Below are 21,691 nucleotides of genomic sequence, written 5' to 3'. Positions count from 1 at the left end.
TAGACGCATGGGATAGGAGGTGCTGGGGCCATGGCCGAGCAACTTTCGCTGTTTGGTTCGCCGGAACCGGAGGAGACTCCGGCGGCACCGGCATCCGCTGCTGCCTCGGCCAAGCCCGAGCCTGCGCCTGAGCCCGTCGCCGCCTACACGAGCGTGGTTCTCGACATCCCCACCCGTGCGCTGTCCGAACCGTTTGCTTACGGCATCCCTGAGTCCCTTGCCAACGAGGCCCAGGTCGGATCGACGGTCCTGGTCCACTTTGGCAATCGTGCCGCCGCAGGCTACATCGTCGATATTGCGGCCGAGCTTGGTGACCTGCAAGGCAACAACGCCCTCGATCCTTCGCGCATCAAGCCCGTCGAAGCCATCCTCAGCAAACCGCTCTTTACCGCCGAGGCTGCCCGCATCGCGCGCTGGATGAGCCGCGAGTATGTCGCGACGCTTTCCGAGTGCCTGCGCCTGTTTTTGCCTCCGGGCGGTAGCCCGCGCGTGGTCAAGGGCGATGACGGCGCATGGTCGGTTGAGCGCCCCGCCGTCAAGCCTATTCAAAACCGTTGGGTCATGCTCACGCCCGAGGGCTTCGACTATACACCGCCCAAGACCGCCGTTCGCCAGCGCCAGCTCATCGAGGCGCTCCAGTGCGGACCGGTCACGACGCGCGATCTCAACCTGCTTTACAACAGCATGTCGGCGACCATCAAGGCGCTCGAAAAACGCGGCGTCGTCGTGGTGGAGCAGCGTCGCGCTTGGCGTGGCTGCAGCGAGCAGACCACACTGTCTTCGGCAAGCGGCAAGGCCCCGGTGGCACTCACCAACGGCCAGCAGCAGGCGCTCGCGCAGATTGAGCGCGCCCGCCTGGACGCTCACGGTGACGTGGTCCTTGTGGACGGCGTGACCGGCTCCGGCAAAACTGAGGTCTACCTTTCGGCGATTGAGCGCGTGCTCGCGGCCGGCCGCTCTGCCTGCGTTCTTGTGCCCGAGATTTCGCTGACGGCCCAAACCGTCGGCCGATTCCGCTCGCGCTTTGGCGAGACGGTCGCGGTCTTCCACTCGCGTCTCTCGGCCGGTGAGCGTCTGGACCAGTGGGATATGGTCGCCAGCGGTGCGGCCCGCGTGGTCGTTGGCGCCCGCTCGGCGCTTTTTTGTCCGCTCAGCGACTTGGGCCTCATCATTATCGACGAGGAGCACGAGACCAGCTACAAGCAGGGCTCCAGCCCGCGCTACCATGCGCGTGAGGTGGCGGCCGAGATGGCGCGCCGCTACCGCTGCCCGCTCGTGCTGGGTTCCGCCACGCCTTCCGCCGAGGCCCTCGACCGCTGCCGTCGCGGCGTGTACAACGGTGCCACCTGGACGCGCGTCGAGATGCCCGAGCGCCCGGGGCACGCGGTGCTGCCCACGGTCCGCATTGCCGACCTGCGCCGCGAGTTCTCGCACGGCAGCCGCTCCATGTTCTCAAAACCTCTGATGGAAGGCCTTGAGCGCGTGGTCGAGCGCCGCGAAAAGGCTGTGCTGCTGCACAACCGTCGAGGCTTTGCGCCGTTCCTCATGTGCCGCGAGTGCGGCTGCGTTCCCACCTGCAACCACTGTTCCACCGCGCTCACGTACCACGAGCGCACGCACACGCTGCAGTGCCACACCTGCGGGTCGTCTTGGCGCGTGCAGCCCTACCCGGCGCCCACGAGCCGCTGTCCCAAATGCGGCAGCCGCTACCTGGCAAAAATGGGCCTTGGTACGCAGCAGATCGAGGACGCGCTGCACCAGATGCTGCCCGATGACGTCGCCATTATTCGCATGGATGCCGATTCCACGCGTGGCAAGGACGCACACAAAAAGCTGCTCGAGCAGTTCGATGCCGCCGATTGTGCGGTGCTGCTGGGCACGCAGATGATCGCCAAGGGCCTCGATTTTCCCGAGGTCACGCTTGTGGGCGTGGTCAATGCCGACTTTGCCCTCAAGCTGCCGGACTTCCGCGCAGGGGAGCGCGCCTACGACCTGCTGGAACAGGTGGCGGGCCGTGCCGGTCGCGGCGATCGTCCCGGTGAGGTGATCATCCAGACCTACCTGCCTGAGGATCCGGTCATTCGCGCCGTCGCTGAGCACGACCGTTCGATCTTTACCGACTACGACCTGGACCAGCGCCGCGACGCGCTGTACCCGCCGTTTGTTCGCCTGGTCAACATTTTGGCGTGGTCGGCGAACCGAGACGACGCGCAAGACTACATCGGGCGTATTGCAAAGCTTCTTAAGCGCCGTTGGCATGCTGCCGCGCCCGACTTTTTGCAGGCGGGGAGTGCCGTGCCGCAGGTGCTGGGCCCGGCTTCGTGTGTAATCGAGAGAGCCAAGGACCGTTACCGCTTCCATCTGCTTGTGAAGTCGCCCGTGGGGTACCATGTCTCTGATGATATCGACGCCTGCCTCAAAGAGGTGGGCTCCGTGCGCGGCGTGAGCGTGAGCGTTGACGTCGACGCCTATGATTTGATGTAGCAACTCGAAAGGATGGCCATGGAAGCCAACGGAATCGTACTGTCGCCCGACCCTCGTCTGCGCCAGGAGTGCGCCGTCATCGAGGAGATCACCCCGGCGATCGAGGCGCTTGCCGAGAAGATGAAGAAGATGATGTTCGAGAACGGCGGTTGCGGCCTAGCTGCCCCGCAGATCGGCGAGCTCATCCAGCTCGTCACCATCGACTGCGATTACAGTGACAAGAGCGACTACGATCCGTACGTGCTCATTAACCCCGTCATTGTTGAGCAGAGCGACCATCTGGTGCCGTTTAGCGAGGGCTGCCTGTCCATCCCCGGCATTAGCTGCGAGATTGAGCGTCCCGACCATGTCGTCGTCGAGGCGTACGACTTGGACGCCAACCTGATTCGCTATGAGGCCACGGGCGACCTGTTCTGCGTGTGCCTGCAGCACGAGATCGATCACTTGCACGGCAACACCATGTTTGAGCGACTGAAGCCCATGCAGAGGATCAAGGCCGTCAAGGAGTACCAGGACGCCTTGGCCCGCGGCGCTCGACCGGGCGAGACGGAGTAGGTCCCACCGTCCCCGGTGCTGAGCGCCCACATATCATCCCGTGCTCAAACATTCTCGCTTTGCTGCGAAACTGCGCGCGGGACGATATGTGGGCGCTCAGCACCGGGGACTGCGTTGTTCTGGCTCGGTTCGCCCGGGTGCCGTCGGGCCAGGGAGGGGCGTCTTCGCTGATAGTCTTTGTTGAGAGAGGGCTGCTTTTATGCGGCTCTTTCTTTGGTTTTGGGTATATTTGTTCTTGTTGAATTGTTCTTGCGGTTAGGCTTGGTACTTGGCTTTCCGCTGTTCTTTGTAGCCGTCTCGGCTTTGGTTGAGAGGAGACGATCTTTATGCGTATTGTGTTTATGGGCACGCCTGATTTTGCGGTGCCTTCGTTGACTTCGCTCGTCGAGGCTGGGAATGAGATTGCGCTTGTTGTTACTCGTCCCGATGCTGTTCGCGGACGTGGTAAAAAGTTGGAGCCGTCTCCTGTTAAGGCCAAGGCGCTTGAGCTGGGGTTGCCGGTTATTGAGGCTAATCGTATGACGCCTGAGGTTGTTGAGGCGCTCCAAGCTGCAGATGCCGATATTTTCTGCGTGGCTGCTTATGGCTGCATTTTACCTGATGACGTGCTGAATATGGCGCCGCTTGGCATCGTGAATGTTCATGCGTCCTTGCTGCCTCGTTGGCGTGGGGCTGCTCCTATTCAGCGCGCCATTCTTGCTGGTGATGAGGTTGCTGGCGTTTCCATTATGCGCATTGGACATGGCGTGGATACTGGTGCTTATTGTGCTCAGGCTTCCACGCCTGTTGCCGGTAAGCATGCCGAGGCGCTCACGATGGAGCTTGGCGAGCTTGGCGGCAAACTGCTTGCTGATACGCTTCCGTCGCTTGCCGATTGCTCGGCTGTTTGGACTGAGCAGGATGAGTCGCTTGTGACCCATGCTGCCAAGATTTCCAAACAGGAGATGCGCCTGGATCCGCAGATGGCGGCGCTTGATTGCGTGCGTCATGTGCTGGCCTCGTCCGATACCGCGCCTGCTCGTTGCGTGATTGCCGGCAAGACCGTGCGCGTGCTCGATGCTGCGCCGGCTGATGTGTCGCTTGGCGAGGGTCAGGTTCTCGTTAAGGCCAAGCGTGTTTACCTTGGTCTTTCCGATGGCACGGTTGAGCTGCTCGAGGTTAAGCCTGATGGCAAGCGTGCTATGGACGCTTCTGCTTGGGCCGCTGGACTGCAGGGTGCCGATCTTTCGTGGGGTGTTCTGTCATGAGCAAGCTGTCTCCCGCGCGTAAGCTTGCGCTCGATGTGTTGATGGAGGCCGATCGCCGCGGCATGTATGCGCGTGACGTGCTGTCCTCTCGCGCATCGACCAAGGCTATTGACCAGCGCGATTCCGCTTTTGCCGCTCGCTTGGCGCTGGGTGTTGCCGCCACGCAGGGTATTTTGGACGAGCTGCTCGATCAGTTTCTTGATAAGCCTAAAAAGGTTGCGCCGCGTGTTCGCATGGCGCTTCGTATCTCGGCCTTCGAGATGCTCTATCTGCATACGCCTGGCCGCGTTGCAGTAAGTCAGGGTGTTGAGCTGGTGCGCAGCGGAGCTAAGTCTGCCGCCGGTTTGGCCAATGCCGTGCTGCATAAGGTCGCGGACAACGTTGAGGACTTTGCTACTGCGTCCGATGTGGATGAGTCTGAGCGACGCTTGGTTCGTCTGTCGCGCCTGATGGGTCTACCGCGTTGGCTGTGCGCTCGCATTATGGCATCGTTCGACACGCCAGAGGGTGCACTTAACTTTGCCGGCAATCTGGCCCCCGCGCCGCTGGCCCTGCATGAGAACGCCTTTGCGACCAAGCCCGATCCGTATATCTCGCAGCTCGTCGCGCCTGTCTTCCCGGGCTGCCATGCCCCGGTTGATGCCCAGGTTACCGTTGCTTCGGGTGTGTTTGAGCGTGCTGCCGCGGTGGCATCTGATCTCAATGCGCAGCTTATCGCCACAGCTGCCACGCGCCCTGGTAGCTGCCTTGAGATTGGTGCCGGTCGTGGCACCAAGACCTATGTGATGATGTGCCAGGCCAAGCGTGCGGGCTATGAGCGTCAGCATACGGCGCTCGATTTGCATGATCGCAAGTGCGACTTGAATCTCGCTCGCCTGCATAAGGCCGGTATTCAGGGCGTTCGTACGGTTTCGGGTGATGCCTGCGAGCTTGATGAAGTACTGACATCGTTTGATGCCATGCTTGGCAATCCGGTTAAGTTCGACACGGTCTTTATCGATGCGCCGTGTTCGGGCACCGGCACCATGCGCCGCCATCCCGAGATTCCGTGGCGCCTGGCCGAGTGTGACGTCACGTGCGAGCTGCCCAAGCTGCAGTTGATGATGCTCAAAGAGGCTGCTGCGCGCGTAGCTGCCGGCGGCGAGCTCATCTATGCGACGTGCTCGGTCTTCGACGAGGAGAACACGCAGGTGGTGGATGCTTTCTTGAACTCTCCTGAGGGCACCGGCTTTACTGTAGCGCCGCTCTCCGAGGCACAGATTCTGCAGCTCCCCGAGTTCGATCAGGCCAAGAAGCTCGTATCCGTACGCCAAAACGATCGAGGCCTCTTCCAAAGCGTGCCGGTAAACGCCGACTCCTACGACGGCCACTTCTGCGCCAGACTGGTCCACAAGTAATGACTAAGTTGCGGTGAAATAAGGATTGAATAGCGGCTTCTACCCGCCAAACAGTCCTTATTTCACCGCAACTCATAAGGAAACCTGGGTAGCTAAAGAAATGGCCCCGCGATCGATGTTGATCGCGGGGCCGCGTTGTTTCTAGTGGCTATGCGGGCAGTTGGCGCAGCAGCCGCTCGTGGCGTTGGTGCTGGAGCCGCCGCTTCGCTGGTCGGTGTTGTAGAAACCGCTACCCTCAAATTTAATGCCGCTGGCCGAGAACGTCTTGGCCGCCGGGGCACCGCAGCTCGGGCACACGACCTCGGGAGTCTCGGACATGGGATGCTCAACCTCAAACACGTTGCCGCAGCTCGAGCACTTGTAATCGTAGCGCGCCATAATACTTCCTTTTCAGCACAAAGCGGGCAGATCGCTCTGCCCGCATAAATTCAAACGTCTGTAACTGTACCCTATATCGGGGGTTTTATCACGCTTCGCCCCAGAATCTATGGGTGTTGCGCAGGAGCTGTGCAGTTTTTTCCTCAGCCGCCTCGATATCAGCCTCATCGGCCTGCCAGGTCCAGTTTCCCGTGGCGACACCCGGCACGTTCATGCGCGTATCGTCGCCCAAACCCAGCACGTCTTGCAGCGGCATCATCACGAGCGGTGCGTCGCTTGCCAGCGCGTCGCCCATCAGCTTACCGGCGAACTCCTTGCCGCTCGGCTCGTCGCCGCCCGCAAAGGAGCGCGTGCACCAACCGGCGAGCGTCGACGTGTCGTGCGTCGAGGTATACAGGATCTTGCCGGGCGTGGGGTTAATCCCGTTGCGGACGTCGTAATCGCTAAACTCCAGCACGTCCATGCCGGGGAAGCCGCAGGTCGAAGCCATCGCGCGAACACCGGGTGTCAGATACCCCAAATCCTCGGCGATAAAGTTGAGCGGCCCCAGTTCCTCGTAGGCAGTCTGGAACAGGTCTTTGCCCGGGCCCGCCAGCCAGCGGCCGTCGGCGCAGGCCTTGCCCGCGGGAATGCTGAAGTAGCTGTGGAAGCCCAGGAAGTGGTCCAGGCGTACACGGTCGTACAGCGAGAACGCACGGCGCAGACGATCCATCCACCAGCGGTAGCCGTTCTCCTTCATGTGGTCCCAGCGGAAGGTCGGGTTGCCCCACACCTGGCCCTCGGGCGCAAAGTTGTCGGGCGGCGCGCCGGAAATCTCAATCGCCTTGCCGGTATCGGACAGCCAGAAGTTCTCGGGCTCGCTCCACGCGTCGGCCGAATCGTCCGAGACATACATCGGAATATCGCCGATAACCTCGATGCCCTTCTTGTGCGCGTAGTTCATAAGCTCGCACCAGGCCAGGTCAAAGCGGTACTGCATGTACGCCTGTAGCTCGGCCTCGTCACAGAAGCGCATGTCATCGATCAGATGCTCGTTGTAGCGTGCGACATCGGTGGGCCAATCGTGGCGCGACTCGCCCTCAAAGTACTTCTTGACGGCCATATAGACGCAGTACTTTTCGAGCCAATCGGCATTGCGATGTTTAAACGCGGTGTAGAGCGGATCGGCATCCTCGCCGCCGCGAGCCTTCCAGGTCTCAAAGTCGGCGGCCAGCTCCTCGTGGCTTTCGGGCAGCAGGTCGATATTGCCCGCAAAGGCCGAAGGGCCAGCGTAGGGGGAGCGGAAGAAGTCCGTGGGGTTGACGGGGAGAACCTGCCAGTAGCGCATGCCCATGGCAGCCAGATGGTCGATAAAGCGACGCGTGGGCGCACCGATCGTACCGGGCTTGCCGTCGTCGGTCGGCACCGATGTGATATGGCACACAACACCCGCACCGTGATCGAGCGGCTCCTGCAGGCGCTGCTCGGCGTGGTGATAGATGATCGACGAGCCCAGCGGGTACAGGTCGAGCGTGACCGTGCCGTTGTGAATCTCGCACTCGTGACCGCTAATCACATCGCTCGCACATTCGCTGAGCGCCGGAATGGTCACGCGATGCGAATTGCGCAGGCTGCGGTTAATGATGACGGTCGCGGACTCGCCGTCTTTGCCGGTGCGCGTATAGGCGAGTACTTCGTCATTGAGCGCAAAGGCCTTGATCTCGCCGTCAACCATAAACGGCAGCGCGCGGCGCACAGCAGATGCGTTCTTGACGATTGCAAACGTATCGAAGTCGTGCAGGTCTTCCTTGGTCGGCATGGTGCGGCGATTACCCGGATCGGTCAGGCCCTCAAGGCCGTACTCGTCACCGTAATAGATTGAGGGAACGCCCGGGAACGTCATCTGCATGAGCGTAGCGAGCCAAAATCGGCTCTTGGCCAGGCCCATCGAGTTCTCGTCCAGGCGCCACTTGCTGCGTTCGCACTCGGGCAGCTGCGACTCGTCAGGGCCGCCGCCGAGCACCGAGATAATGCGCGGACGATCGTGGCTCGAAAGCAGATTAAGTGCGCAAGACAGTGCCTCACGCGGATAGTTCTCGCGTAGGGTCTCGATATCTTCGGCAGCCTGGTAGGCGTTTTTGTAGCCCATTAAGAAGCCGATGACCATGTCGCGGAAGGGGTAATCCATGGCCGAGTCGAGCTCGGAGCCTTGCAGATAGCGACGCAAGTGACCGTAGCTAATCTTGTTGGAGGCGTCTTCCCAGACCTCGCCGAGCAGCAGCGCATCGGGCTTTTCGGCGAGAACGGCCTTCTTGATTTCGGCCAGGAAGTCGTCGGAGAGCTCGTCGGCCACGTCCAGACGCCAGCCATGGGCACCGGCTCGCAGCCACTTGCGGATTACGCCGTCCTTGCCCAAGAGCTTCTCGCGTACCAGCTCGGAGTTCTCGTTGATGGCAGGCATGTTGCCCACGCCCCACCAGCAGTCGTACGAGCCATCCTCGTGGAAAGTAAACGCGTCGCGCCACGGTGAATCCTCGCTCTGCCAAGCGCCCACACCGGGGTAGTTGCCATAGCGGTTGAAATAGATCGAGTCGTCGCCCGTGTGGTTGAAGACGCCGTCCAGAATAATGGAAATGCCCAGCTTCTCGGCTGCCTGGCACAGCTCGGTAAAGTCCTGTTCGGTGCCCAGAATCGGGTCGATCTTGGTGTAATCGGCGGTGTCGTAGCGGTGGTTGCTTGTCGCCTCAAAGATGGGGTTGAGGTAGATGGCCGTAAAGCCCAGCTCGGCGATGCGGGGCAGGTCTTCCTGGATGCCCTTGAGCGAGCCGCCGTAGAAGTCCCAGGTCTTGATGGAGCCGTCCTCGGCGCGTTCGTACACGGGCGGCTCGTTCCAGTCCTCGACCATGCGGCGCTGAATGCCCTTGCGCGGCTTTTCGAGCTCGGCCAGCGTGCGCTCGCGCCAGTGCTCATCGCGTGCATAGCGGTCGGGGAAGATCTGGTAGACCATGCCGCGCTCGTACCACTCGGGACGAACCTCACGGTGTTTGTAGACAGTGACCTGGAATGACGGCACCTCGGCGTAGTCGTAGGTTACGCCTTCGCCGCCGGTGCGGCCCTGCGGTGCGCCCAGGCGAACCTCGGGCTGGCCCTCGATATTGCAGATAAAGCTGTACCAGATAAGACAGGGCTTGGTGCACTCAAGCTCTACGCTAAATATGCCGTCGCCCTCGTGCGTCATGGGATATCGAGACTCACCGATATCATCGACCCAGGTGCGCAGCGTAAGCGTTGCCTGCGCGGGATCGGCATCCTCCAGAATCACGGAGAGCGAAAGGGTTGTTCCTGTGGTCACAGCGCCAAACGGAGTGCGAAACTGCGGCAGACGGCTGTTGTGTATCAATCTCATAGTACGGTCCAGTTCTATACAATCATGGCGTGCGGGCCATGGGCTTTACGCACAGGATGTAAGTATATCTGTTGTACACAGGCTGTATAAACAACATCCGTTTACCATCGGCGAACGGTTGTCCTAGAAAATCGTTTTACCAACTATCTACAGAGAAGGGGCGCCCGGTTGGAGCGCCCCTTGCTTAGGGTTTGATGAGGTTTTGGATCGTCTGTGGGCTAGCGGCGTTTACGGGTGGCCGTTGCCTTGCGGACGGACGTTTTCTTGGTCGGAGCCTTTGTCTCGGCCGGAGTAGCGGGGGAGACCGAGGGCTCCTTGGCAGGCTCGGTCTTTGCCTTAACCTTTGGAGCGGCCTTAACCTCGGTAGTCTTCGGCGCCGACTCGGCCTTTACTGCGGGCTTGTCCTCGGCCTTAGCCTCTGCCTTGGGAGTAGCAGCCTTGGTCGTGGCCTTTTTGGTCGTCGTGGTAGTGCGCTTGCGCGTGGTAGTCTTGGCAGCCGGCTTTGCCTCGACAGCTGCCTCGGCCTTGGACTCGGAGGGCGTCTCCTCGACTTTGCCGGCCGGCTTTGCGACTGCCTTCGGGGTCGTCTTCGCGGCGGCCTTCGTCGTAGTAGCCTTCGTGGTCGTCGACTTCGTTGCCGTGGTCTTCTTGGCTGCCGTTGCCTTCTTGGTGGTCGCGGCCGTCTTCTTGGCAGCGGTCTTGGCCGGAGCCTTTGCCGCAGGCTTAGCCTCGGCGGTGGCGGGCTCGACCTTTACCTCGGGAGCGACCTCGGCCTCGGCGGCCTTTTTGGCTGCGGCGGTCGTACGCTTGCGCGTGGACGTTGCCTTAGCAGCGGTTGTCTTGCTAGCAGCGGCCTTCGTGGTTGTGGCCTTCTTAGCTGTCGTCTTGCGGGTCGTCGTCTTCTTGGCGGCAGGCTTAGCCGCGGGCTTAACCTCGGCCTCGGCAGCCGGTTTCTCTTCAGTCTTGGGCTCCTCGGCAGCAGCGGGCTCCTTATCAGTCGCCACAGGCTCCTCAGCCGCAGTCTCAACCACAGTCACCGGGCGCTCGATCTCCGGGTGCATAAAGAAGTACAGGTCCAGATACTTATCCGCCGAGCGCGTCCAGCTAAAGTCCTGGCTCATGGCCTGCGTGACCAGTTGGTTCCAGGCATCGCGGTTATCCCAGAACAGGCGTGCCGCGCGGAACACGGCGTCGCCCATCTCGTCGCCGTTAAAGTTGCTAAACGAGAAGCCCGTTCCCTCGCCGGTAAACTCGTTGTACGGGATCACGGTGTCCTTTAGGCCACCGGTCTCGCGCACGATGGGCAGGGTGCCGTAACGCATGGCTATGATTTGCGACAGGCCGCAGGGCTCAAACTTTGAAGGCATCAGGAACATATCGGCGGCGGCATACATACGCTGCGACAGCGCCGGATCAAACTCGATACGCGCGGCCATGGTGCCGGGGTACTTGTCCTGGAAGTAGCGCAGGCCGTCCTCGTAGTCGCGGTCGCCGGTGCCCAGCACCGCCACCTGCACGCCGCCGGCCAGAATGCGGTCGAGTGCGTACATGACCAGGTCCATGCCCTTCTGGCGCGTCAGGCGCGTGACCATAACCATGAGCGGACGGTCGTCGCGGACCTCGAGGCCCAGCTCCTCCTGCAGCTTGGCCTTGCAAACGGCCTTGCCGGAGCGGTCCTCGACGGTGTAGTTCGCGGCGATGCGCTTGTCGGTCGCCGGGTCAAAGCCCGCCACGTCAATGCCATTCAAAATGCCCTGCAGCGCGTAAGAGCGCTCGCGCAGCACGCCGTCCAGGCCCTCGCCAAACTCGGACGTCTGGATCTCGCCCGCATAGGTGGGGCTCACCGTGGTGATGGCATCGGCATAGCGCAGTGCGCCCAGCATGTAGTTGATGCTGCAGGCGTCGCAACGCAGCTGCGAGGCGGCCGCCGGAATGTGTGCCACACCCAGGATGTCCTCCATCACGGTATCGCTAAACTGGCCCTGGAACGCCACGTTGTGGATCGAGAACACGGTCTTGACGCGATCGTACAGCGGCAGGCCCTGGTAGAACTCGCGCAAAAACACGGGCGCCAGTGCCGTCTGCCAGTCGTTGCAGTGCAGGACGTCGCACTCAAAGCCGGCCGGCAGGTGCTGCAGGCTCTCGGTGATGGCCTTGGAGAAGAACGCGAAGCGCTCGCCGTCGTCAAAGAAGCCGTACGGATAGTCGCGCGCAAAGTAGCGCTCGTTGTCGATGAACATATAGGTGACGCCGTCGTGCTCGAGCTTCTCGAGTCCGCAGTACTCATTGCGCCAGCCCAGGCTTACGTAAAAGTCGGAGAAGTGCTCCATCTGCGCCTTGTACTCGTCCTTGATGGTGGCGTACTTGGGCACCATCACGATGACTTCGGCGCCGGCGCGCACAAGCGCCGCAGGCAGCGAGCCCGCCACGTCGCCCAGGCCACCGGTCTTCACAAACGGTGCGCACTCGGCCGAGGCAAACACGATCTGCATCTTTTTGCTGGAATCAGCCATATTGTCTCCCATGTTTTTATTCGAGAATAGCCGCCTGGCGCGAACCGGGCGGCTATTCTACATGTTACGAACGATGTTGCGGTGCCAAAGCTAGCTCGCGTTGGTGATATCAGAAGTTAACGGGGCCTTGCCCAGCACCAGGATGTTCTCGGGCGTGCCGCGAAGTTCGGTGTTGGTGGGAACCACGTTGTTCTTGTCCAGGATGGCGCTCTCAACACGGGCACCGCTCTTGATGACGCAGCTTTGGTTGATGATCGAGTTGGTCACCGAGGCGCCTTCCTCAACCACAACGCCGCGCGACAGGATCGAATTGCGCACCGTGCCCTTGATGATGCAGCCGGCCGAGATGATCGAGTTGCAGGCGTGGCTGCCGGTCGCGTAGCGCGAAGGCGGCACGTCGTGGGCCTTGGTCAGGATCGGGCGCTCGGGGTCGAAGAGCTGGTCGGCCACGGTCTGGTCGAGCAGGTCCATGCTGCGGCGATACAGCGACTTCTCGCTAAACACGCCCACGACCTCGCCCTTGTACTCGTAGCTGCACACGTCGATGTTGCCAAAGTCGCCTTGGAGTGCCTCGAGCAGGTCCAGATAGTCGGCGGCCTGGTAGTGATCGATAATCTCGAGCAGCGTCTCGCGGTTGACGATGCAGCAGTCCATAGACGCGTTATCGCCATACACAACACCGGTGCTCACGCCGGTCAGACGGCCGTTCTCGTTGATCTCGAGCTTGGTCTCGTCCTCGATGCTTCGCGTGGCCTTGCAGTACACCACGGTCATCTGGGCGCCAGAATTCTCGTGAGCCTCGATGATGGTGTTGAGGTCCAGGTTAAAGATGATGTTGGTGCCCATCATCACAACGTAGGGCTTGTCCGAGCGCTGGAACAGCGTCTTGTTGGAGATGATGTCGCGCAGCAAAAAGCGCATGCCGCCCTTGGTGGTGCCATACGCGTTGCCGGGCACCAAAAACAGGCCGCCCTTCTTGCGGTCCAGGCCCCAGTCCTTGCCCGAGCCCACGTGGTCGATCAGCGAGCGGTAGTTGCCCGGCATGACGACACCGACGGTCTTAATGCCGGCATTCATCATGTTGGACAGCGGAAAGTCGATCAGGCGGTAGCGGCCCAAAAACGGGACGGACGCGATGGGGCGGTCCTTGAGCAGCACGCTGCCGTAGGTCGAAGAGTAGTTAGCGGTGATATAGCCGATGGCCTTGCGATTGATCATCGGATCATTCCCCCTTCCCGATAACGACGTCATTTCCAACGACGGCCGTATCCTTGGTGGTATCGACAGAGCCGAGCTTCACGCCCTCTTCGACCGTGGAGTTCTCGCCCAAAATGGCGCGGCAGATGTGCGCACCGCTCTTAACGTGCGCACCCGGCAGCAGCACGGAATCCTCGACCACGGCGCGCTCCTCGATAATGACGTCGGTCGAAAGGATCGAGTGGCGAGCGGTGCCGTAGATCTTGCAGCCGTTGGAGACCAGGCAGTCGTCCAGGCGGCCGTCCGGGCCAATGTAGTGCGGCGGACGCGTGGTGATGTTGGACATGATGGGGAAGCTCTTGTCAAAGAGGTCGAACTCGGGGTTGTTGCCCAGCAGGTCCATTGAGGTCTCGTGGAAGCTGGCGATAGTGCCGACGTCCTTCCAGAAGCCATGGAACTCGTAGCTGTACAGGCGCTTTTCCTCGCCGAGCAGCTTGGGGATGATGTCCTTGCCAAAGTCGTGGCTCGAGCGCTGGTCCAGGGCGTCCTCCTCGAGGGCCTCGATCAGAACGTCGGCCGAGAAGATGTAGATGCCCATGGACGCGAGGTTCGAATCGGGCTTCTCGGGCTTCTCGGTAAACTTGGTGATGCGGCCGTCCTCGGGGTCGGTGGTCAGAATGCCAAAGCGGCTGGCCTCCTCCCACGGCACGGGCATAACGCTCACCGTAAGGTCGGCGTTGTTCTCGATGTGCGTCTTGAGCATCTTGCGGTAGTCCATGCGATACAGGTGGTCGCCGGAAAGAATCAGGACGTACTTGGGGTCGTTGGCCTTGATGTAGTCGAGGTTCTGCGTAATGGCGTCAGCCGTGCCCGCATACCAGGCGCCGCCGGTCTGCGTCTCGTACGGTGGCAGGATCGACACGCCGCCGTCGCGGCTGTCCAGATCCCAAGCCTCGCCAGAGCCCACATAGGCATGCAGCAGGTAGGGACGATACTGCGTCAGAACGCCCACCGTGTCGATGCCCGAGTTGGAGCAGTTGGACAGCGAAAAGTCGATAATGCGGAACTTGCCACCAAAGCTAACCGCCGGCTTAGCGATCTTTTGGGTAAGAGCCCCCAATCGGCTACCCTGTCCTCCTGCGAGGAGCATCGCGATGCATTCTTTCTTACTCATCGATTTCTCCTTCTGTCATCGATGTTTCTAACCCATTAGCGGCGGGCGCGGCGCTTGGACGCGCCCGCCGAGTAATGCCGTGCTGGCAAAGGGAACTCGCGCGCTTTATGCGTGCCAGATCTCGTCACGGTACTCGCGAATGGTGCGGTCGCTCGAGAACCAGCCACTGGACGCGGTGTTGAGCAGCGCCTTGCGGTTCCAGGTCTCCTGGTCGCCGTAGCTGCCCGTGAGCGCCTCCCAGGCGTCGACGTAACTGCGGAAATCGGCCATGACCAGGTCGGGATCGTTGTTGTTCATGAGCTCGTTGTAGATGCTCTCGAAGTTGCCCGAAAGACCCGCAAAGGTGTTGTCCTTGAGCTCATCCATCACGCGGCCCAGACGCTCGCGGTCGCCGTTGAGGGTATCCCACGCAAAGTAGCTGTTAGACGCCCACAGCTGCTCGACCTCGGGAGCGGTCAGGCCAAAGATGGCCTCGTTCTCGCGGCCGGCCAGGTCGGCAATCTCGATGTTGGCGCCGTCGAGGGTGCCCAGCGTAATGGCGCCGTTCATCATGAGCTTCATGTTGGACGTGCCCGAGGCCTCCTTGCCGGCCGTGGAGATCTGCTCCGAGATCTCGGCTGCGGGGTAGATGAGCTGGGCGTTGCTCACGCGGAAGTTGGGGATAAAGCAGACCTTCATGACCTCGTTCACACGCGGGTCGTTGTTGACGACCTCGGCGACGGAGTTGATCAGACGGATGGTCTCCTTGGCGAAGGTGTAGCTCGAGGCCGCCTTGCCGCTAAAGATGAAGGTCGTCGGCGTCACGTGGAAGTTGGGGTCGGCGATGCGACGGTTGTAGATGTCCATCACCTTCATGATGTTCATGAGCTGACGCTTGTAGGCGTGGAAGCGCTTCACCTGAACATCAAAAACGGTGTTGGGGTCGATAACAAGACCGGTCTCGGCCTTAACGTAGGCGGCCAGACGCTCCTTGTTGGCGCGCTTGGAGGCACCCACGGCCTTCAGGAACTCGGTGTCGTTCTGGAACTCCTTGAGTTTCTCGAGCTCAAAAGCGTCCTTGAGCCAGCCGTCGCCAATGGCCTCGGTGACGAGCTTGGCGTAGGTGGGGTTGGCCTCGGCAAAGAAGCGGCGGTGCGAAATACCGTTGGTCTTGTTGTTGAACTTCTCGGGCGTGAGGGCATAGAAGTCCTTGAGCACGATGTTCTTGATGATGTCGGAGTGAATCTTGGCCACGCCGTTGACGCTGTGGCTGCAGATCACGGACAGGTTGGCCATGCGAATCTCGCCGTCCCACAGGATGGCGGTCTGGCGCAGACGCTCCTGCCAGCCCTCCTGGGTGGTGTCGAACGACTCGTGCCAACGACGGCTGATCTCGTCGATGATCTGGTACACGCGGGGGAGGAGCTTGGAGAACGTGCCGATGGGCCACTTCTCCAGAGCCTCGGGCAGGATGGTGTGGTTGGTGTAGCTCACGACCTGCGTCACGATGTTCCAGGCGTCGTCCCACTCGAGCTTCTTCTCGTCGATGAGAATGCGCATGAGCTCGGGGCCGCACATGGCGGGGTGCGTGTCGTTGGTGTGGATGGCCACATACTGCGGCAGCAGCTCCCAGTTCTCGCCGTGCTCCTTCTCAAAGGTGTCGAGCAGGCTGTAGATGCCGGCAGACACAAACAGGTACTCCTGCTTCAGGCGCAGCAGGCGGCCGTGCTCGCCGGCGTCGTTGGGGTAGAGGATGGCGCTGATGGCCTCGGCCTCGGCGCGCTCGGCGTCGGCCAGGGCGTAGTCGCCGCGGTTGAAGGCCTCAAGGTCAAAGTGCTCCTCGACCGGCTCGGCGGCCCAGACGCGCAGCTTGTTGACGGTCTCGCCGGCATAGCCAACGACGGGGATGTCGTAGGGAACGGCCAGGATATCCTGCGTGTCCACCGTGCGGTAGAACGTGCGGCCGTCCTCCTCAAAGCCCTCAACGTGACCACCAAACTTGATGGTCACGGCCTTGTCCTGACGACGAACCTCCCAGGGATAGCCGTGGGTGAGCCACTCGTCGGTGGCCTCGACCTGGCTGCCGTTAACGATCTCCTGCTTAAACAGGCCGTAGCGGTAGCGCATGCCGTTGCCGTAGCCGGCAATGCCCTCGGCTGCCATGGAATCCAGGAAGCACGCGGCCAGACGGCCCAGGCCACCGTTGCCCAGAGCCGGATCGGGCTCCTGGTTCTCGATGACGGACAGGTCGAAGCCCATGTCGTCGAGCGCCTCGGCGACCATGTCGCGCACGCCAAAGTTGAGCAGGTAGTTGTCGAGCAGGCGACCGATCAAAAACTCGATCGAGAAGTAGTACACACGCTTCTTGCCCTCGGCGGTGGCACGGGCGTCGCTCTTGGTGGCAACGGTGCGCGCCTTCTCGGCCACGAGCTTGGCAAGGGCGTTAAAGCGGTCGAGGTCGCTGGCGGCCTCGACGCTCTTGCCGCTGATGCTCATGACGGCATCGCGATAGAGTTCGGTAAACTCCTGCTTGTTGTCGAAGATCTTATTCATACGTTCCTTTCCCCCGGGGATATCTCCCGGAACGGTTATGACTTACATCCTACGCCCCAGCGGGGCGGGTGATTACAGTGGTAACGGCTTTGTTACGCGTCCTTAGCGGTCGACTTAACAGAAGCTGACTTGGCCTTGGTAGTGGTCTTTTTAGCAGCCGCCTTCTTGGCCGTGGTGGACTTGGCAGCGGGCTTCGCAGCAGCCTTAGCCTTGGTCGCCGTCGTAGCCTTCGCCTTGGCCGGAGCCTTCTTGGCCGCGGCAGTCTTGGGCTTCACCGAAGACGTGCGCTTGCGCGTGGCCTTCTTGGGCTCCTCAACCACGGGCGGCTTATAGCTGCTGGGACCGCGGCGCTTAAGCACCACGCCTGCCAGGCCGGGCACCTTGATCTCGATGGAGTCCATCTGCCCGTTCCAGGGATAGGGCTCGCTCGAGCAGGTGTAGGGTTCCTCACCGGCGTATCCGCTGCCGCCAAACTCGGGACGGTCGGAGTCAAAGATGACCTCCCAGTCACCCTCACGCGGTACGCCCACGCGGAAGCTCTCGTAGCTTGCCGGGTCAAAGTTGATCAGGATCACCAGGTCGTCATCGACGTCCTCGCCCTGACGCACAAAGCTCACGATGGACTGCTTAGAGTTGTCCGCATCGATCCAGGTAAAGCCGTCGTCGGTGTAGCCTCGCTCGTACAGGGCGGGCTCGGCGGTGTACAGGTGGTTGAGCGCCTTGATAAACGCCTGATGATGCCTGTGGGTCTCGTACTCCTCGGTCAAGAACCACTGGATGGACTCGTAGTAGCGCCACTCGATAAACTGGCCGATCTCGTTGCCCATAAAGTTGAGCTTGGCACCGGGGTGCGTCATCTGGTAGAAGGCCAGCGTGCGCAGGCCGGCAAACTGGCGCCACCAGTCGCCCGGCATGCGGCCGATGAGCGAGCACTTGCCGTGTACGACCTCGTCGTGGCTCAGCGGGCAGATGAAGTTCTCGGTAAAGGCGTACATGATGGAGAACGTGAGCAGCCCGTGGTTGCCGGGGCGCCACGGAAAATCGGTCTGCATGTAGTGCAGGGTGTCGTTCATCCAGCCCATGTCCCACTTGTAGTGGAAGCCCAGACCGCCGTCCTGCGGCGGATAGGTCACGAGCGGCCACGCGGTGGACTCCTCGGCCATCATCATCACGTCGGGGTAGTGCGCCTCCACAGCGCAGTTGACCTGGCGGATAAACGCGCTGGCGTCCAGGTCCTCCTCGGTACCGTACTTGTTGAACTTCTTTTGGCCGGGATCGTCGATGCCAAAGTTGAGGTACAGCATGCTGGACACGCCGTCCATGCGAATACCGTCCACGTGGAAGTTCTCAAGCCAGTACAGCACGTTGGAGACCAGGAAGGAGCGAACCTCGCCGCGGGCGAAGTCGAACTTATGCGTGCCCCAGTTTGGGTGAATCTCGTGCTCAAACAGCATATGGCCGTTAAAGGTGGCAAGGCCGTGGGCGTCGGCGCAAAAACCGCCGGGCACCCAGTCCATGATCACACCGATGCCCGCCTCGTGGCACGCATCGATAAAGTGCATGAGCTGCTGTGGGTTGCCATAGCGCGACGTTGCAGCATAGTAGCCAGTCGTCTGGTAGCCCCAGGAGCCATCGAAGGGATGCTCCATAAGCGGCATGACCTCGATATGCGTGTAGCCCATGTCGCGCACGTAGTCCACGAGCTCCACCGACAGGTCGTCGTAGGTGTAAAACTCGCCGCGCTGCGCGGGGAAGGGATCCATGGGGCCGGGGTAGTTGCCGTACTCGTCCGGCTCGCCCTGCGGTGCGTCGCCGTGGCGCTTCCACGAGCCAATGTGCACCTCGTAGATGTTAAGGGGCTGCGACATGTGGTTATGGCTCGCACGGCGCTTAAGCCACGCGGCGTCGTTCCACTGGTAGCCATCGAGGGTCCACAGCACGCTGGCGGTACCCGGAGGGCACTCGGCCTTAAAGGCGTACGGATCGGCCTTATAGAGCTTTTTGCCCTCGTTGGTCTCGATAAGGTACTTATAGAGCTGACCCTGCTCGGCACCAGGAATAAAGCCTTCCCAAATAGCGCTTGTATGCATGGGCACCAGCGGGTTGGCTTGCTCATCCCAGTCGTTAAATTCGCCAATGACGTGGACGCTCTTTACGTCGGGCGCCCAAACGCAAAAGCGCCAGCCACGCGTACGGTTCTGCGTGTCGGGGTGCGCGCCCATCTTTTCCCAGCTGCGCTCCCATGTGCCGATGCCAAACAGGTAGACATCGTCCTTGGTGAGCTCCGGTGCATGCGGGGCGGCTTTACGGGTGGCGGGCTTTTTGGTTGCTGGCTTTAGCTTTGTATCGCTCACGTTTGATCCCATCATGACGCGGCAGCGTGTTGCCTTGGTGACTAGATGCGAAAGGTCCAAGGCTGCACGAATCGAAGGGACGGCGATAGTTCTATGATTCGTTCCACCTCGCGTGTTCGGTGGAACTTTCGGCAGAAACTACGATAACACCTGTACGTTAGTTTTATGGACGAAAGCGGATTTGCGGGGGCGTTTAATCGGTAAGCGACATGTTTATACCACTGGCAGAATTGCAATGGTAAAACCCTTGACAGTTTTACCAATTAGGGTTTCAAAACTGATAGGCTTACGTTTGGTAAAACGTTTTTAGCAGGTTGTTTACCATTTGACATCGAAAGGTTCGTTTATGTCCCATACCGCCGCTCCCAAGGTTGCTTTTATTTTCGATTGCGACGGCACGCTAGTTAATAGCACCCCCGTTTGGGCCTATTCCCAGCCCGAGTTATTGCACCGCCACGGAGTTGATGTGACGGTCGACGATTTTGCCCAGTTTGAGCATTTGTCGCTGGAGGCTGAGTGCCAGGCCTACCACGACACCTGGGGCATTGGCGCGAATGGCGAGGAGCTGTACCGCGAGCTGAGCAATATTCTGATTGATGGGTACTCCAAGGTGCCGCCGCGCAAGGGTCTCCTGGCATTTTTGGAGCAGGCGAAGGCGGAGGGCATTGCCATGTGCGTGGCTACATCCACGCCGGCCGAGCTGGTGCAGTCTGCGCTCGCTGGTGCCGGGCTCGACGCTTACATGGAGTTTGTTACCACGACGGGCGAGGCAGGACGCTCCAAACAGTTCCCCGATGTGTACGAGCTGGCGCTGCGCCGCCTGGAGGAGCGCCATGGGCACAAGTTTGAGCGCGCTTGGGTGTTTGAGGACGCCGTCTTTGGCCTAAAGAGCTCTGGCTCCGCCGGCTTTAAGCGCGTGGGCATCTATGATCCGCACGGCCGCATGAAGCGCGACGACGTGCGCGACAACTGCGATATCTTTATCGACAGCTACGAGGAGCTGGATCTACCCCGCGTGCTTTCGTTTGAGGGATAGGCGAGGGCTGTGGCTTGCAAGGTATTAGTTGTCTGCGGCTCGCCCGTGGTGGCGAGCACAGATCTGTTGCGGAGGCTAGCGGGGGAGTGCGACCACGTTGTCACCGTGGACCGCGGGCTCGACGCACTGCTGGGCGCTGGCCTGGCCTGCGACGTATATGTGGGGGATGCCGACACGGTGAGCGACGCGGGTCGTGCTTTGGTCGATGCCGCCGAAGCCTTTGAAGTAGAGCGCCACGACCCGTACAAGGACTATACCGATCTGGCGCTGGCGCTCGATTCCGTCCGTCGTCGCTGGCCGGGTGCAGAGGTTGTGGCAACCTGTGCTACGGGCGGCCGTCCGGACATGGCGCTTTCCGTACTGGGGCTGCTCGCGGGCTACGTGGATTCCTCAGTCTGGATTGCCGAAGACGAGACCACGGGCCGCATTCTTCACGGAGGCGAATCGTGGACCATTAAGGGCGCCGAAGGCAAGACGTTCTCCATCATTGCTATAGCCCCCAACACCGAGGTAAGCGAACACGGCCTAGAGTGGGACCTAGACCACAGCCCCCTGGGCCTGCTAGCCGACACGGGCGTTAGCAACGTCGTCAGGTCAACAGCCACGATCCAAGTCCACACCGGCACCGCCATCGCTTATTTATATCAATAGGCATTGGTTGATTTCCGATCTCAGCCGAACACATTGAGCAAATAGGCCATTCCCGCAGTTAGCTGAACGCCCCCGCGGCCCCTCCTGGGGTCCGGGGGCGCCGTTTTCCCAGTTGATGGAACAGTGGAGATGTGTTTCGATGGGTCCGGTGGCCATGCTCCGCCCTCCGTCCGGCACCTCTTCCCAGACTCAGCCGGACGGTCGGTCCGCCTATTCCTTTTTTCCCTTCAGGCTAGGACAGCGGGGCATCGCCCCTCTCTGCGCGCGCCCGCCCTATCAGCCCCGGCGTCAGGTCGAGGTCGCCGAGCGGCACGTCCCACACACCGTAGGCGTCCAGCAGCGCCACCGCGTCCTCCCCGAGCATCGCCCTGAAGGCGCGCGCGGGCGTCGCGAAGCCGAGCGCGCCGCGGGGCTCGGAGTTCACTTGCGACATCGCGAGCGCCAGGTCGGCCGGGGAGAGCCGGTCGAACCTGAGGCCGGCGCCCTTGGGCAGCAGCTTCCTTATCTCGACGTGGTTGCGCTCGCAGGCGCCCTTCTGGTCGCTGCGCCCGGGGTCGCAGTAGAACAGCCTCGTCTCGCCCGGCCCCTCGCCGAGCAGCGCCGCGATCGCCGCCTCGTCGGAGAACTCGGCGCCGTTGTCGGTGAGCACGGCGCGGAAGACCCTGCCCATGCCGTCGGCGCCGAGGACCTCCCTGATATCGCCCAGGGCGTCCGCGACGCACCCGGCGGTCTTCTCCTCCAGCGGCAGCGCGAGCTGGAGCCTGCTGGGGCGGTGCAGCAGCGTGAGC

At 61.3% G+C, this 21,691-nt stretch carries 14 protein-coding genes; 6 read left to right on the top strand and 8 right to left on the bottom strand.

Features of this window, described 5'->3' with window-relative positions:
* The first annotated feature begins 30 nt into the window (after positions 1-30).
* The 4 genes from priA to I2H19_RS03430 all read left to right on the top strand — a co-directional run bounded on the left by priA (position 31) and on the right by I2H19_RS03430 (position 5,683).
* A complete protein-coding gene (gene priA, locus I2H19_RS03445; RefSeq protein WP_229089759.1) occupies positions 31-2,484 on the top strand; it encodes a replication restart helicase PriA in 2,454 nt (817 codons plus the stop codon).
* A gap of 18 nt (positions 2,485-2,502) precedes the next feature.
* On the top strand, positions 2,503-3,039 hold the full coding sequence (gene def / locus I2H19_RS03440) for a peptide deformylase (RefSeq protein ID WP_195444284.1): 537 nt from the start codon (positions 2,503-2,505) through the stop codon (positions 3,037-3,039).
* A 326-nt stretch (positions 3,040-3,365) separates the two neighbouring features.
* The gene (gene fmt / locus I2H19_RS03435; protein ID WP_195621283.1) at positions 3,366-4,286 is read left to right on the top strand and encodes a methionyl-tRNA formyltransferase; all 921 of its coding nucleotides are present in this window, start codon (positions 3,366-3,368) and stop codon (positions 4,284-4,286) included.
* Positions 4,283-5,683, top strand: a complete 1,401-nt coding sequence (locus I2H19_RS03430) for an RsmB/NOP family class I SAM-dependent RNA methyltransferase (RefSeq protein ID WP_195621281.1) — start codon at positions 4,283-4,285, stop codon at positions 5,681-5,683. Before fmt ends, I2H19_RS03430 begins: the two co-directional genes overlap by 4 nt.
* Positions 5,684-5,824: 141 nt before the next feature.
* Here I2H19_RS03430 and I2H19_RS03425 read toward each other — a convergent pair whose 3' ends face one another.
* The 7 genes from I2H19_RS03425 to glgB form a co-directional block, all read right to left on the bottom strand.
* Positions 5,825-6,061 carry an FmdB family zinc ribbon protein gene (locus I2H19_RS03425; protein ID WP_006233925.1) on the bottom strand — a complete coding sequence of 79 codons (237 nt, stop codon included), beginning with the start codon at positions 6,059-6,061 and terminating at the stop codon, positions 5,825-5,827.
* 88 nt (positions 6,062-6,149) lie between these two features.
* Positions 6,150-9,446 carry a 4-alpha-glucanotransferase gene (locus I2H19_RS03420; protein ID WP_195621279.1) on the bottom strand — a complete coding sequence of 1,099 codons (3,297 nt, stop codon included), beginning with the start codon at positions 9,444-9,446 and terminating at the stop codon, positions 6,150-6,152.
* A 218-nt stretch (positions 9,447-9,664) separates the two neighbouring features.
* Complete coding sequence (gene glgA / locus I2H19_RS03415; protein WP_195621277.1) at positions 9,665-11,959, bottom strand: glycogen synthase GlgA; 2,295 nt, start codon at positions 11,957-11,959, stop codon at positions 9,665-9,667.
* A gap of 90 nt (positions 11,960-12,049) precedes the next feature.
* Positions 12,050-13,177: a glucose-1-phosphate adenylyltransferase subunit GlgD gene (glgD, locus tag I2H19_RS03410; protein WP_195621276.1), complete on the bottom strand. Its 1,128-nt coding sequence runs from the start codon at positions 13,175-13,177 to the stop codon at positions 12,050-12,052.
* Between the two features lie 4 nt (positions 13,178-13,181).
* Positions 13,182-14,330: a glucose-1-phosphate adenylyltransferase gene (locus I2H19_RS03405; RefSeq protein ID WP_195621275.1), complete on the bottom strand. Its 1,149-nt coding sequence runs from the start codon at positions 14,328-14,330 to the stop codon at positions 13,182-13,184.
* 105 nt (positions 14,331-14,435) lie between these two features.
* Entirely contained in the window at positions 14,436-16,862 is a 2,427-nt protein-coding gene (locus I2H19_RS03400; protein ID WP_195621274.1) for a glycogen/starch/alpha-glucan phosphorylase, read from the bottom strand.
* Between the two features lie 92 nt (positions 16,863-16,954).
* Positions 16,955-19,231: a 1,4-alpha-glucan branching protein GlgB gene (gene glgB, locus I2H19_RS03395; RefSeq protein ID WP_195621273.1), complete on the bottom strand. Its 2,277-nt coding sequence runs from the start codon at positions 19,229-19,231 to the stop codon at positions 16,955-16,957.
* Between the two features lie 331 nt (positions 19,232-19,562).
* Here glgB and I2H19_RS03390 point away from each other — a divergent pair, with 331 nt between their 5' ends.
* Positions 19,563-20,252, top strand: coding sequence for an HAD family hydrolase (locus tag I2H19_RS03390; protein WP_195621270.1), 690 nt, complete (start codon positions 19,563-19,565; stop codon positions 20,250-20,252).
* A gap of 9 nt (positions 20,253-20,261) precedes the next feature.
* Positions 20,262-20,903, top strand: a complete 642-nt coding sequence (locus I2H19_RS03385; protein WP_195621269.1) for a thiamine diphosphokinase — start codon at positions 20,262-20,264, stop codon at positions 20,901-20,903.
* Positions 20,904-21,135: 232 nt separating this feature from the next.
* On the opposite strand, the gene I2H19_RS03380 is transcribed toward I2H19_RS03385, so the two are convergent.
* Positions 21,136-21,691: transposase (locus I2H19_RS03380; protein ID WP_411266899.1), on the bottom strand; the 556-nt coding region annotated here is incomplete at its 5' end.

Source organism: Collinsella aerofaciens, from assembly GCF_015560135.1.
GTDB classification, from domain to species: Bacteria; Actinomycetota; Coriobacteriia; order Coriobacteriales; family Coriobacteriaceae; genus Collinsella; species Collinsella aerofaciens_AN.
Note: the sequence above shows the minus strand (reverse complement) of the source record. Positions and strands in the feature narration are given on the sequence as shown.